This is a genomic window from Geoalkalibacter subterraneus (assembly GCF_000827125.1).
Classification (GTDB): Bacteria; Desulfobacterota; Desulfuromonadia; order Desulfuromonadales; family Geoalkalibacteraceae; genus Geoalkalibacter_A; species Geoalkalibacter_A subterraneus.
This window is the reverse complement of the sequence record NZ_CP010311.1, coordinates 3,236,438-3,249,583: the sequence shown is the minus strand read 5'-3', so window position 1 is coordinate 3,249,583 and position 13,146 is coordinate 3,236,438. Positions and strand designations below refer to the sequence as shown.

Below are 13,146 nucleotides of genomic sequence, written 5' to 3'. Positions count from 1 at the left end.
GAGTCCGCGATAGGTTTTCCCGGCTAACGGATGCTCAAACCAATGTTTTCTCGCCAACTTTTGGTTGATTTATGCCCGAGTCCCTCACAACGGAATACAAACGGCGCTTCGGAAAAGTGGTTGTCGTGTCGCTGGTGGCATTCGCCAATACCGATGGTGGTGTGGTCATTGTCGGGATGGAGGATGATGAAAAGCCCTGTGGAGTGGATATCGGTCCGGAAACCGTTCAACGCTATGTCAACGAAATCAAGAATGCCACTTACCCGCAGTTGATCCCCAAAGTACTGATCGAGAAGCGCGGAGGCAAGCCCGTACTTGTTTTTGAGGTTGGCGAATACCCGATAAAGCCTGTTTCCTACAAAAATCGCTATTACAGAAGGGTGCATAACAGCAACCACGTCATGGCTCTGGAAGAGATCGTGGATCTGCAGCAGCAGTCACTGTCTGTTTCCTATGACGCTTGCCTCACTCATGCAACCTTGACAGACCTTGATCCTTCCTTGCTGAATCGTTTTTTTGAGCGGGTCAACAGCCGAGGACGGGTGACACTCCAGGATGATTTGTTTACAAACCTGGCTAAGCTTAAACTCATCCGCGACGGCAAAGTCACCATTGCCGGCAACCTTCTCTTTGGCGACCCTGACTTCACGATTCGTATCGGCCGTTTCAAATCAGAGGCGACCATCATCGACGACATCGTTATCAAGTCGCCGTTGTTTGTCGCTGTCGATGAGGCGCTGACCTTTATCAAGAAACATATCAACCTTTCTTATTCCTTTAATGGAAGTCGCGAACGGATTGAACGCTGGCAGTATCCGCTGGAGGCGCTGCGCGAACTGGTTTTAAACGCGGTGGTGCACCGTGATTACAAGAGCCCGTCGGATATCATCATCAAGGTTTTTGATGATCGAATTACAATTTCCAATCCCGGCAAGCTGTACGGCCGTTTGCGTGTCGAGGATCTGCAGCGGAATGATTATGTCTCGTCTTTGCGCAACCGATTGCTGGCGGAAATGTTCTACCTGATTGGCGACATCGAACGCTACGGCACGGGTTTTGTGAGAATCAGAGAGGCCTTGGCGGATTATCCAGGTCTTGCTGTTGCTGTTGAAGAGATGGGCGAGTTTTTCAAGGTTGAGTTACGCCATGCTGCCGAGCAAGTCACCGAGCAAGTCACCGAGCAAGTTACCGAGCAAGTTACCGAGCAAGTTACCGAGCAAGTCATACGTCTCTTGAAAGTCCTGGATCGGCCTAGAACTCGTCGTGAGCTGCAGAATATATTGCATTTGCAGCACCGGGAACATTTCAGGAGTGAATATTTGCGGCCCGCGCTGGAAGCCGGGCTGGTGGCAATGACGAACCCTGAAAAGCCCCGTGCAGCCGACCAGAAATATATTCTAACGGCAAAGGGACGAATGTTTTTTCATGGGGAGTAGGAAGTAGGGTTTCCCACTCCCCGAACAATAGAATTTAAAGGATTTTTGTGAAGCAGACTGATATTACCAACTCCGTTGCCCAAGTGAGGGGCCAGGTTAAGGTGTATAGGTATAGCAGGGGATGCCCACCAAGTTGGATTTGGCTCAGGAAATGGAAAAACCTTCTCCCGTTGAACGGATTAGGGTGATCGACCTGGTTATTCGAAACACAAAGCATTTTTCTGAATGCTGATGAATGGGATGAACGCTGAGGGAAAAGCATGAATTCAAGGGTTTAAAGACAAATTTTTCGTTTTTATCCGGGGTTGTCAGGGTTTATCTGCGTTCAACTAAAGCCTGTCTTGGCGCCTTAGCGCCTTAAGTGCGTGACCAAAGGCAACGACTGGATCAGGCGCTGAAAGAGGCTGCCGCGGCCGCTGGAGAGATTTTGCCCGAGGCGGTTTATGCGCCTCTTAGCTTCAGTGTCGTGCAAGGGGACGAATTCCAGTTCGTTTTGCAAAGGCCACAGGATGCTTATGCATTTGTCGTTCTGATGCGTACTCTGCTGTGTACCTCCGGCCTCAGCCCCGCCCCTTCCTTTCGTTCCGCCATCGGCATCGGCGAACTGACGGTGGGCAAGGGCGATTGAGACCCGCTGGACTGCGCTTCAGTGCGAGACGATTCGATATCGCCTGCAACATCAAACATATGAAACGATTGGGAAAGAATTAAGGATTACGAAACAGGGTGTTGAAAAGCGGCTGCGCGCCGCATACTGGGATGAGTTTTCCCGTGGAATGGACTTTATAATCAAAGCTTTGTCACCGTCTAAAGGTTGACACTCGCCATGTCAACCTTTAGACGGTGACCTTTGTCGGGTCACCCTTTGAGTGGTGACACTGTGGGGAGGGGCGGCATATTTTTGGACGATTCGGATCGTCCGGGCATAGCCCAGGGCTGGGCGTTATATCGGCATCCTCGAACGTGCCCTTGTGTTTGTTGCCGTGATGGTCGGACGATTTGAGCTGATCGGTTTCCTGCTTGCGGCAAAATCGATTGTCAGGCATCCGGAAATGAAAGGCGAAAAAGGCAGCACGGCGTTCGCCGAATATTTTCTGGTCGGCACTCTGACCAGCGTGAGTTGGGCTTTTTTCCTGAGTCTGGTCTTTCAGCAAATTGTGGTGCGGTGATGAGGGCTGAGCCAGGAAAAACGTTGTCACGCAAAGCCGCAAAGGCGAAAAGAGAAAGCGGACGGGGCATTTTGGATTTTGGATTGAAGGGCGGATGGAAATTGGTTTTTCGTAACGATTTTTGGCTGGTGATTGGCGAGCTTCCCGATGAAAAAGCTTGAAGATATTGCTGCTTTGCTGAAAAAGGGTGAATCTACAGCCCTTGAATTCAAGGCGTCCTTTGATCGCGAAACCATCGAAACGGTCGTTGCCTTCGCCAATTCACGAGGTGGGAGCGTTTTTGTCGGGGTTGCGGATAACGGTGCGGTGCGTGGTGTAACCCTGGGCAAGGAAACGCTCAACCATTGGCTGGGCCAGATCAAATCGGCGACCAGCCCTATGGTGATTCCAGATTTGGAGGCCATTGACCTTGAGGGGAAAGCGATTGTGATGATTACCGTGGGTGAGTATCCGGTCAAGCCGGTCAATACCCGGGGAAAATATTTCAAACGCATCGCCTCGTCCAATCATCAACTGTCTCTTTCAGAAATTACCGACCTGTACATGCAGTCGTTGCAGCTATCCTGGGATGCCCACGAAGCGCCTAAGGCTTGCCTGGATGAACTTTCCCTTGGCAAGATTGAATCCTTTATCGAAAAGGTCAATCAATCCGGTCGCTTCATGCTGGATAGCTCTCCGTTTCTGGCGCTGGAAAAGCTCAAATTTATCGTGAACAATCGGCCGACCTGGGGTGCCCTCCTGCTGTTCGCTGAAAATCCTTTGCGTCACCATATCCACATTGGTCGCTTTAAGACGCCGAGCATGATCATTGACGACCGCCAGATCACCGATACTCTGTTCGAGGCGGTCGAGCAGGCGATGAAATTCATCGTTTCGCACATCAGCGTGGCGTTCTCCTTCGATGGCGGCCTTCAGCGCAAGGAACGTTTCGCCTATCCGCTTCCGGCCCTGCGCGAAGCGCTTCTGAATGCCGTAGTGCATCGCGATTACGGTAATTCTTCCGATATCCAAATCAAAATTTTTGACGATCGAATCACCCTCTTCAGTCCGGGTACGCTCTATGGTGGCTTGACCATTGAAGATCTGCAAACCGACTCCTACCAGTCACGCACCCGGAACAAACTGATCGCCGAAGCCTTCTACCTCACCAATAATATTGAGAAATACGGAAGTGGATTTATCCGTATCCGTAAGGAATTGCGGGAATATCCTGAGTTGGATTTTAATGTTGAGGAGGTTGGCGGCGGCGTTTTGGTTACCTTTCGGCAGGTTGAGGGAGTAAGTGGCGGAGTAAGTGGCGGAGTAAGTGGCGGAGTAAGTGGCGGAGTAAGTGGCGGAGTAAGTGGCGGAGTAAGAGATGTGCTTGAATATATCAGGCGTAACCCGGGGGCCAAAGCCAATGACATTGCCGTTTCTTTGAACCTGGCGCAGAGGACGCTTGAACGCTGGATCAAGGAACTGCGCGACGCGGGTTTGATTGAATTTGTGGGTGCGCCGAAAACTGGTGGTTACCATGTCAAGGAACAACAGGAATGATAACACAAAGCCGGGGAAGACCCAGGGGACGTTGTTTACTCGTTTACTTCACGGGGTGAATGAGGCTCACCCTTTAAGGCATTAAACAAGTTGTCCAAATCTTCGGTCCACTGTCTGGCCAGTGTTATTCAGGGAATTCTACAACGTGCCCAATAATGTTACTTTTAGTTTGAAGTAGAAACCCACACCCTGTGGGTGTGGTGATGTGGACTGGCTACGCCGGTCCCGAATGGGTATGGCTGAAAGCCGCTCACTGTTATTCTTTCTTTCGAGTTGTGCCGCAACATCGAAAAGAAAGGAGAAAACAGTGAGCAGCCGATTTCGTAAGTTATCACACTCGATATGGCACTGCCAGTATCACATCGTTTGGGTCCCAAAGTACCGGTTTCGGATTTTGCAGGGAAAAGTGAAAGAGGCCGTTGAATCAGGTATTCATGCGATATGTGGCTATTCCGGTTGTGAAGTCGTGGAGTTGAATGTTCAGCCCGATCATGTCCATCTGGTTGTGATGATCCCGCCCAAGGTGTCGATCTCGAACTTTCTGGGGCGGTTAAAAGGGCAGACGTCGATGAAACTGTTTCAGCAGTTTCGGCATTTGCGGAAGAAACCCTATTGGGGCAACCACTTTTGGGCCAAGGGCTATTGCGTTGATACCGTCGGCATGGATGCGGACATGATACGCAAGTATGTCCGCTATCAGGACAAGCAAGAGCGGCAAATGGAGCAACTTCAGTTGGGAGATTGAGGACAGGACCGCGGCACAACTTCAGCCCGCCCCCTTGGGGGCAGGGCCAGCCCCCCTATGGGGGGCGAACTACAAAGCCACGTCCTGTGGGCGTGGATTCTTTACGATGTTGTGGAATCATTTTCAACGCATTTGTAGGAGAGTTTTTTTGAGTTGTGGCAGTTCGGTCTCGATGACCGCCCATATCAGATCCAGGTCGATTCCGCCAAGGTAATCATGGACAAGGATATCGCGGAAACCGGAAATGCCGCGCCAGTCAATCTCTGGATGAGAATCTTTTGCCTCGGCCGATAGCCGCTGACTTGATTCAGCCATGACCTGCAGGACGCGCAGGGTGGCATCCTGAACCAGGGTGTCTTTGAGAAATCGTTCTTTGTCAGTGTCTGTTGCGTACTGCTCGATGCGCTCTATACATTCGAGCATGTGCGTAATGTAGACTTGATCGCGTTCCGCGTCGGTCATAACTCGACAGCTTCTCGAAGTATTTTGTCGCGGATCGCGGGATGCAGGGCGTTCGGAGTTGTCATGTCGACCGGTCTGCCCAGGACATCTTCGAGATCTTTAAGAAGACCGCCAAGTGCGAAAGCTGATTTTCCCTTTTGCATTTCGACCAGAAAATCGATGTCGCTGGTCTCCGTCGCGCGATCCGCTGCCATAGAGCCGAAAACACGGATACGCTCTGCGCCTCGCTTTCTGGCCAGGCGGAGAATCTCTTGCCTGTGGGCTTCGATGAGTGGGTCCATCGTTTTCTCCTTATTTGAGCCACAGAGACAGAATAACACAAGGCTGAAGGGGGGAAGAAAAGAAATTTTCAATCTGCACCAGCGGATCTATAGCGATCTATTGGACACCCACTTAAAGATTGCGTTGCATAGATGTTTGATCGTGCTTCAGGGCACCTGCTTAAGGATTGCTATGGACTGCATCATCAATATAAGAATCCGAAAAGCCAAAGAGGGATTTTGTTTTTGAATCCTATCTCCATATTGTCAACGGCAAGATAAGCGTTATCAATACCTTTTATCTGCTCAAACCCCTTATTTTTTCCTCCTACCTCGATGGTATAAGTCCCGTCTACCAGAAAGTCACCTGTCAGGCCAAGGACGATGGAATTGTCAACGAGTTTTCTGCTGTTGTAATAGCTGCTTCTGATCTGGTTGACAAAAAAAGTTTCCCTGCTGGTGCCGGTGTGGGGTGTTTTGTTGATGGCATTGGCTAGGTTGGTGTTGTAAAGATAAATTTTTTCGGGCTTTCTGATTCTGCCGGTACCTTTGTTGCTGCCGGGAATACGGATAAGCAATGATGCATGCTCCAGATAGCGCAGGTAGTCTCCCATTGTTACTCGGGAAATGTCCGTCATGGCAGAGAGTTTGCTGATATTGGGTTCAAAGGGGGCTGATTCGGAGAGCAGGTAGAGCAATTTCTTTAATTTGTCTATTTGTGTTATGGGAACCTGGGTCACGTAAGGGAGGTCGCTTTCAAGGATCTGGTTGACGATGCTGATCAGTTTGATGTGATAGGTATCTGCCCCTTCGCTAATAAACGGGTAACAGCCGCACACGAGATAGTCCTGAAAGTGTTTGAGGGGTTTGATCTGATCGGCGATGTTGCTGGCAATAGCAACGTGGTTATGTAGGAGTTCTGACAGTGTTGTTGCCGCAAATTGGCCGTTTCCGGAGAGCCAAAGGTATTCACGAAACGAGAGGTTGGCGAGGTGATAGATGATGGCACGCCGTGAAAGATCTGCTTCTTGTGCGTGAATTTGCAGCATGGATGAGCCGGAAAAAATAACGTTGAGCTGGGTACCGTCATAAATGGCTTTTAAATGACTGGACCATTCCGAATACTTATGAACCTCATCAATAAAAAGAGTTTCCCCGCCTAGCTGCTCGAAGTGGATGGCAAATTCGTACAACGAAATAGTTTTGAAAAACGGGTTATCAACACTAATATAGAGGGCCTGATCACTTGATCCGTATTGTTCTTTGAGGGCTTGCAGCATCAGGGTTGTTTTGCCGACCCCGCGCTGGCCGATGATACCGATGAGGCGCTGGTTCCAATCAATGAGAGAATAGAGATAGCGCTTAGGCTCAAGAGTGACCTGTTTGAGGAGCTTTTGTTGTTCCTGGAAGAAAAGTGTAAGGTCCATTAGGTATTTTCCTTGTGTGAGTGATAAGTTGATTTTACAAATAGTGTTTTCCGATGTCAATCGGTAACAAATCTCGCAATTCTAAAGGGCACCACTTAATCTTTGCTTTCTCTGCGCCTTCGCAGCTTGAGTGAGTGAAGCGAATGGGCGTGAGGCTCTGCTGCCTGCTGTCACAACGCAATAAGGATGGAGTTATGTCTGTTATTTTAATCACCGGTGCTACAGGCTTTGTCGGTCGTGGACTTTGCTCTCGGTTGCTGGCAGAAGGGCGTGATGTGCGCTGTGCGGTTCGCCAGCCGTCATCCACGGCAAATTCAGTTGTGGTTGGCGATATCGGGCCCGACACAGATTGGGGGCAGGCGCTGAACGGTGTTGACACCGTTGTCCATTTAGCTGCCCGTGTTCATATCATGGAAGACACCGCCAGTGACCCTCTAGCTGAATTCCGTCGCGTCAATGTTGATGGTACCCTTAACTTCGCCCGGCAAGCTGCTTCAGCCGGCGTCAAGCGCTTCGTCTTTATCAGCACCGTCAAGGTCAACGGCGAAGAAACTCTCCCTCACCCTAACCCTCTCCCGCTGGGAGAGGGGATGGCCCATTGTTTCACCGAACAGGATACACCCCATCCTCAGGATCCCTACGGCATCTCTAAACATGAAGCGGAAGAAGGCCTGCGCAGTGTGGCGGAAGAAACCGGGCTGGAGGTTGTCATCATCCGCCCCCCTCTGGTGTACGGACCTGGCGTCAAAGGCAATTTTGCAAGCATGGTTCGTTGGGTCAACAAAGGCATCCCCCTGCCCCTCGGCTCCATCCACAACCAGCGCAGCCTGGTCGCCCTCGACAACCTCGTTGACTTCATCATCACCTGCATCGACCACCCCGCCGCCGCCAACCAGACCTTCCTCGTTGCCGACGGCGAAGACCTCTCCACCACCGAACTGCTGCGTCGCGTCGGGCAGGCCATGAACAAACCAGCGCGCCTGATTCCGGTTCCCATGTCGGTTCTCAAGGTCGGTGCCCGCCTTTTCGGCAAGGAGGCCATGGCGCAGCGTCTGTGTGGAAACCTGCAGGTGGATATTTCCAAAGCGCGTAAGGTGTTGGGGTGGACGCCGCCGGTGAGTGTGGAGGAGGGATTGCGGAGGGCTGTGGAATAGGGACGTGGAACCAGGGACGAGGGTTGCGGAACGCGAAGGTCAAAGGCTTGATTTGCATTTTCTTGCGTTGTCTTTGGGGATGTGGTCGCAAAAATCCGGATTTATGACTCTACTGCGTTCATCACAAAAAAACCGAAAAATCCTGTTGAACGCAGATAACGGCGGATTTACGCAGATGGAAAATCAAAATACCCCCGAGGATTTCTAAAGCCTTTGACTTCCGCGTTCCTCGCCTCTTTTCTTTCCCCCCTGTTGGCGATTCTTGGCGTGATGCTGCCCGCCTGAGTTGTCCGAAATGTTATAGGGTGATATTCTGCCATTGATAGGTATGCCAACTAAAAACAGGAGAATGCGCGATGAATGTTGCACTTCCGTTGGATCGGATGACCGCATCAGAGAAACTCCAGTTGATAGAAACAATCTGGAATGATCTTACCAGGGAACCGGAGAGCGTTCCTTCGCCGGATTGGCATGGAGATGTTTTGCGGGAGCGGGAGCAGCGGGTTGCTGAAGGAAAAGCGCAATTTCTTGATATAGCGGATGCCAAGCAAGCCGTGCGTGACCTGCTCAAGTGAAATTGCAAGTCCTTTCAGAAGCCATCGGAGATCTGGTTGACGGATACCGCTTCTATGAGCGGCAGTCAACGGGTTTGGGAGAGTATTTCCTGGACTCTTTGTGGTCAGATATTCAATCTCTTCGTTTGTACGGTGGTGTGCATACTGTTTATCAGGGCTATTATCGGCTGCTGGCAAAAAGATTCCCCTACGCCGTATATTATCGGATCGACCAGGATGACGTCATTCGTGTGCGTGCAGTCCTTGACTGCCGGCGTAACCCTGGCTGGATCGCTAAACGACTTGGATAGGAACGCGAAGATCTTAAAAACCAGGGACGCGGGACGCAGTTTGCGGGACGCGAAAACCTTGATGATTTTGAATTCCTCGTTCCTCGCCCCGCGCCCCTCAACATTTTTCCATTGAATCAAACTGTAATTCGGAATAGAATGCGGATTTTTAATTTCTTCTTAACTATGCGCTTTTATATGAGACAAGATTTATTCCCAAGTGAGGGGTTTGATGCAGAATTTTCTTTTACGTTTATTTGACGTTATGTTCTCGGCTTTTGGTCTGATCGTTGGCTTTCCCGTCCTGGCTTTCATCACCCTGATCGGTTTTTTCGACACAGGCTCACCTGTCTTTCGCCAGGAGCGCGTCGGACGGGATCAGAAGCCTTTTGTGCTGGTTAAATTTCGCACCATGAAACCCGATACGGCTTCCGTTGCCAGCCATCTGGCCAGCGCTTCGGCGATTACCCCGCTTGGGCATTTTCTGCGGCGCACCAAACTCGATGAGCTGCCACAGTTGTGGAATGTCCTTAAAGGGGAGATGAGCCTGGTCGGCCCGCGGCCCTGCCTGTTCAATCAGCAAGAGCTGATCGAAGAGCGCGCCCGTCGTGGGGTGTTCGACGTACGCCCGGGAATCACCGGGCTGGCGCAGGTCAACGGGATCGACATGTCGACGCCGGAACTGCTGGCGGAAACCGATGCGAGAATGATTAAAGATCTGACTGTCGGCAAGTATTTCGCGTATATCATACAGACCGTCACCGGCAAGGGGGCTGGCGATCGAGTGGTGAAAAGATGAGGGACGCGAAGATCTTATAACCGAGGGACGCGGGACGAGGGTTGCGGGACGCGAAGGTCAAAGGCGCGACTCACATTTTCGTGTGTTGTTTATGGTTTCGGCGGTAGCGGAGGATTCAGACTTATGATTTTATCCGCGTTCATCCGCTCTTATCTGCGTTCACCAGGATTTTTAAGAACTTTTTTATTGAACGCAGATAAAGGCTGATTTACGCAGATGGAAAATCAAAAAGCTTTTCTGAGAATTTTAATGCCTTTGAATTCCTCGTCCCTCGTCTCGCGTTCCGCGTTCCGCGTCCCTTCCTGAGACTTCCCCATGTTTTTAACTAAGTTGATCGGTGGGCTGCTCATGCCCCTTTCCATCGTCATCCTTATCCTCTTTATGGGCTTACTGTTGACCATGAGGCGCCGTTGGCTCGCTGTGGGACGGGGCGTTCTGGCCGTGGGGATTGTGCTGCTTTTGCTGGTCTCTACGCCCTGGCTGCCCGAACGGCTGCTGTTACCGTTGGAGGTTGCCTTTGAGCCGCCGACGCAGGATGCCGTGGCCTCGGCGCAATGGGTGGCCGTGCTGGGCGGCGGGTGTCTGCAGCCGTCCCCTTCCGGGGCGACTCCGGTACTTTCCCGGGCATCGCTGGCGCGTCTGGCTGCTGGTGTCGACTGGTTGCAGTCTTTGCCGGAAGCGCGACTGGTCATGAGCGGCGGCTCGAAAGGCTGCTCCATGGCCGAATTGATGGCTCGGCAGGCGCGGCAGTGGGGGGTGGCGGAGGAACGTATGGTGATACTGCCCAAGCCTCGAACGACGGCAGAGGAGGCGCAAGCCCTTGGGGAGTTGATACCGCAGGGCGAGACTGTGCTGCTGGTCTCTTCTGCTTTTCATCTGCAGCGTGCAGTCAATTTACTGCAATCGCAAGGAATTCATGTGCTGCCGGGACCTGCTGATTTTCTGGTGGATGCCGGGCGTTCCGAAAGCCATGTGGGGGCTCGGCTGCCGCAGTCGCGATATGTGCAGATGAGCGAGCATGCTGTTTGGGAGAGGCTTGGGCTTTTGTGGGCCCGCCTGCGAGGCGAAGCGCGGGTTGCCGCGTCGATCGCGACCTCATCCGCCCCCTAATTTAACGGTGGACAGATTTCTTTTTTGTGTTTATTCTAAGCGTTGGATTCCTGAAGGTTTTTCCTTCACAGATCCTGCAGAAAATATAATATTTCATGTATTTTTCCCTGTGAGCACAGGGGCGCGAGCTTTTTTGGATTGATGTTAAAGAGGGGTGTTGGGTTTTGCAGAAGCGTCGTTTGATCATCCTCGGCCTTAAGGCCGCTATTATTTTCACTTCTTTTCTCTTCGCTTTCCTGCTGCGTTTCGACTTCAGAATACCACCAGAACAGTGGCGCGTTTTCTCTGAGCTTCTTGTCCCGCTTCTGATCATCAAGACCATTGTCTTCTGGCGCTTCGGCTTAAGCCACGGCTGGTGGCGCTATGTCTCTCTGTCTGATGTGATCGATGTATTCAAAGCCAATGCCGTGGCGTCTCTGGCCTTTATGCTCTATGTCGTCTTTGTCCAGGGTTTGCCCGGAGTGCCGCGGTCGGTTCTGATTCTGGACGGGGTCTTCTGTTTTCTGCTGTCCTGTGGCGTGCGGTTTTTGACGCGCGCGTTCCGCGAGAATTATTTCCCCTCCCTGAACCGCCATTTGAAAGATCGTGATCGCGTGCTGATTGTCGGCGCCGGGAATGCCGGTCAGATGCTGGTGCGTGAGTTTCGCAACAATCCCAATATCAGCAAAACGGTGGTCGGTCTTATTGATGATGATCCCGAAAAAAGGAGCAGGCGGTTTCAAGGGATACCCGTTCTAGGCGGCCAGGAGGATTTAAAGACCCTGTGCCGTATGCACCAGGTCAAAGAAGTCATTATTGCGATCCCTTCGGCAACCAGGCGGCAGTTGCGGCCTATCCTCGAGCAGTGCCAGGGAGCGGGTGTTACTGTTAAAACCCTGCCTGGCGTGGGAGACCTGATAGAGGGGCGGGTAACGATACAGCAGGTTCGTCCGGTGGATGTGGAAGACCTTCTGGGGCGAGAACCCGTGCAGATCGAGGTCGAGCGGGTCAGAAGTTTCCTTAAAGGCAAGCATGTGCTGGTGACTGGGGGTGCGGGCAGCATTGGCAGTGAACTCTGCCGGCAGGTTGCGCGCTTTCAGCCATCGAAGTTGATTCTGTTCGACAATGCCGAATCGCCCTTGTTTTTCATCGAAAAGGAACTGGCGGAAAAGTTTCCTGATGTCCCTATCGTGGCCATTATCGGCGATGTGCGTTACCGGGCCCGGGTTGAGGCGATCTTTGACGAGTTTCAGCCGCAGGTTGTTTTTCACGCTGCGGCCTATAAGCATGTGCCGATGATGGAGCACAACCCGGCGGAAGCCGCCAACAACAATGTGCGCGGCACCAAGGTCGTGGCTGATGCCGCCCATGCGTTCAAGGCGGAAAATTTTGTGATGGTGTCCACGGATAAAGCGGTTAATCCGACCAATATCATGGGGGCGACTAAGCGCGCGGCCGAGTTGTATGTTCAGGACCTCAGCCGGCGCAGCAAGACAAATTTCGTGACGGTGCGTTTCGGCAATGTGCTGGCCAGCGCCGGTAGCGTGGTCCCTATCTTCAAGGCTCAGATTGCCGCCGGCGGGCCGGTCAAGGTCACGCATCCTGAAGTGACGCGTTTTTTTATGACTATTCCCGAGGCGACTCAGTTGGTACTGCAGGCCGGCAGTATGGGCAAGGGCGGCGAAATTTTCCTGCTCGATATGGGAGAGCCGGTGAAGATTCTGCATCTGGCAGAGCAGCTGATTCGCCTGTCAGGGTTGACGCCCTACGAAGACATCGACATCGAATTTACCGGTCTGCGCCCTGGGGAGAAGCTTTTCGAGGAACTGCTGCTGTCGGGCGAAGGCATCACGCAGACCGCCCATGAGAAGATCCGCGTCGCCCGCGCCGCTTTCTGCAATTCGGAAAGGTTGGCCGCCCTCATTGAGGAGCTTTACCAGGCCGAACGCGCGCTGGATCTGACCCGCGTCCGTTCTCTGCTCCGCAAGATTGTTCCTGAGTACCTCCCTCCAGATCTCAAGGATCCCAACTACCAGAACTTTCTGGTCGAGGCTGACCGCCGCCAGCAAGGCAGCTCGTCGGTGGTTGTGCTCGGCGACCGCAGTCGCAGAAGTGAACCTCCGCCCAACAAGAAAGTGGGGTAAAAACACGGGACGCGGGACGCCCAAAGCCCAAGGAACCACCAGGGACGCAGGTAACTTTTGTAACTTTTCGCCGGTTATAGG

At 52.2% G+C, this 13,146-nt stretch carries 15 protein-coding genes; 12 read left to right on the top strand and 3 right to left on the bottom strand.

Annotation, left to right across the window (positions count from 1 at the left end; genetic code table 11):
• Positions 1–71: 71 nt before the first annotated feature.
• The 6 genes from GSUB_RS15225 (at position 72) to tnpA (ending at position 4,886) form a co-directional block, all read left to right on the top strand.
• Positions 72–1,436, top strand: coding sequence for a Fic family protein (locus GSUB_RS15225; RefSeq protein ID WP_040201573.1), 1,365 nt, complete (start codon positions 72–74; stop codon positions 1,434–1,436).
• A 361-nt stretch (positions 1,437–1,797) separates the two neighbouring features.
• Positions 1,798–2,064, top strand: coding sequence for a hypothetical protein (locus tag GSUB_RS15220; RefSeq protein WP_144402046.1), 267 nt, complete (start codon positions 1,798–1,800; stop codon positions 2,062–2,064).
• A 343-nt stretch (positions 2,065–2,407) separates the two neighbouring features.
• Positions 2,408–2,605, top strand: a complete 198-nt coding sequence (locus GSUB_RS15215; protein ID WP_052464990.1) for a hypothetical protein — start codon at positions 2,408–2,410, stop codon at positions 2,603–2,605.
• 23 nt (positions 2,606–2,628) lie between these two features.
• Positions 2,629–2,766: a hypothetical protein gene (locus GSUB_RS19430; RefSeq protein WP_158414100.1), complete on the top strand. Its 138-nt coding sequence runs from the start codon at positions 2,629–2,631 to the stop codon at positions 2,764–2,766.
• Complete coding sequence (locus GSUB_RS15210; RefSeq protein ID WP_040201570.1) at positions 2,753–4,141, top strand: RNA-binding domain-containing protein; 1,389 nt, start codon at positions 2,753–2,755, stop codon at positions 4,139–4,141. The genes GSUB_RS19430 and GSUB_RS15210 overlap by 14 nt, the downstream gene beginning before the upstream one ends.
• A gap of 307 nt (positions 4,142–4,448) precedes the next feature.
• Positions 4,449–4,886, top strand: coding sequence for an IS200/IS605 family transposase (tnpA, locus tag GSUB_RS15205; protein WP_040198735.1), 438 nt, complete (start codon positions 4,449–4,451; stop codon positions 4,884–4,886).
• A gap of 123 nt (positions 4,887–5,009) precedes the next feature.
• Here the strand turns inward: tnpA and GSUB_RS15200 are convergent, their stop codons facing one another.
• From GSUB_RS15200 to GSUB_RS15190, 3 genes are all read right to left on the bottom strand, one after another.
• Positions 5,010–5,348 carry a HepT-like ribonuclease domain-containing protein gene (locus GSUB_RS15200; RefSeq protein ID WP_040201568.1) on the bottom strand — a complete coding sequence of 113 codons (339 nt, stop codon included), beginning with the start codon at positions 5,346–5,348 and terminating at the stop codon, positions 5,010–5,012.
• Complete coding sequence (locus GSUB_RS15195; protein WP_040201567.1) at positions 5,345–5,629, bottom strand: nucleotidyltransferase family protein; 285 nt, start codon at positions 5,627–5,629, stop codon at positions 5,345–5,347. The genes GSUB_RS15200 and GSUB_RS15195 overlap by 4 nt, the downstream gene beginning before the upstream one ends.
• 185 nt (positions 5,630–5,814) lie before the next feature.
• On the bottom strand, positions 5,815–7,035 hold the full coding sequence (locus GSUB_RS15190; RefSeq protein WP_040201565.1) for an ATP-binding protein: 1,221 nt from the start codon (positions 7,033–7,035) through the stop codon (positions 5,815–5,817).
• Positions 7,036–7,229: 194 nt separating this feature from the next.
• Here GSUB_RS15190 and GSUB_RS15185 point away from each other — a divergent pair, with 194 nt between their 5' ends.
• The 6 genes from GSUB_RS15185 (at position 7,230) to GSUB_RS15160 (ending at position 13,065) form a co-directional block, all read left to right on the top strand.
• Positions 7,230–8,189, top strand: coding sequence for a UDP-glucose 4-epimerase family protein (locus GSUB_RS15185; protein WP_040201563.1), 960 nt, complete (start codon positions 7,230–7,232; stop codon positions 8,187–8,189).
• 356 nt (positions 8,190–8,545) lie between these two features.
• On the top strand, positions 8,546–8,764 hold the full coding sequence (locus GSUB_RS15180) for an addiction module protein (protein ID WP_040201562.1): 219 nt from the start codon (positions 8,546–8,548) through the stop codon (positions 8,762–8,764).
• The gene (locus tag GSUB_RS18780; protein ID WP_084212153.1) at positions 8,761–9,054 is read left to right on the top strand and encodes a type II toxin-antitoxin system RelE/ParE family toxin; all 294 of its coding nucleotides are present in this window, start codon (positions 8,761–8,763) and stop codon (positions 9,052–9,054) included. The genes GSUB_RS15180 and GSUB_RS18780 overlap by 4 nt, the downstream gene beginning before the upstream one ends.
• Before the next feature lie 211 nt (positions 9,055–9,265).
• Positions 9,266–9,832, top strand: coding sequence for a sugar transferase (locus GSUB_RS15170; RefSeq protein ID WP_040201560.1), 567 nt, complete (start codon positions 9,266–9,268; stop codon positions 9,830–9,832).
• Between the two features lie 315 nt (positions 9,833–10,147).
• The gene (locus GSUB_RS15165; RefSeq protein ID WP_084212151.1) at positions 10,148–10,942 is read left to right on the top strand and encodes an ElyC/SanA/YdcF family protein; all 795 of its coding nucleotides are present in this window, start codon (positions 10,148–10,150) and stop codon (positions 10,940–10,942) included.
• 164 nt (positions 10,943–11,106) lie between these two features.
• Positions 11,107–13,065 (top strand): polysaccharide biosynthesis protein, encoded by a 1,959-nt coding sequence (locus GSUB_RS15160; RefSeq protein WP_052464989.1) that lies wholly within the window; start codon positions 11,107–11,109, stop codon positions 13,063–13,065.
• Positions 13,066–13,146 lie beyond the last annotated feature (81 nt).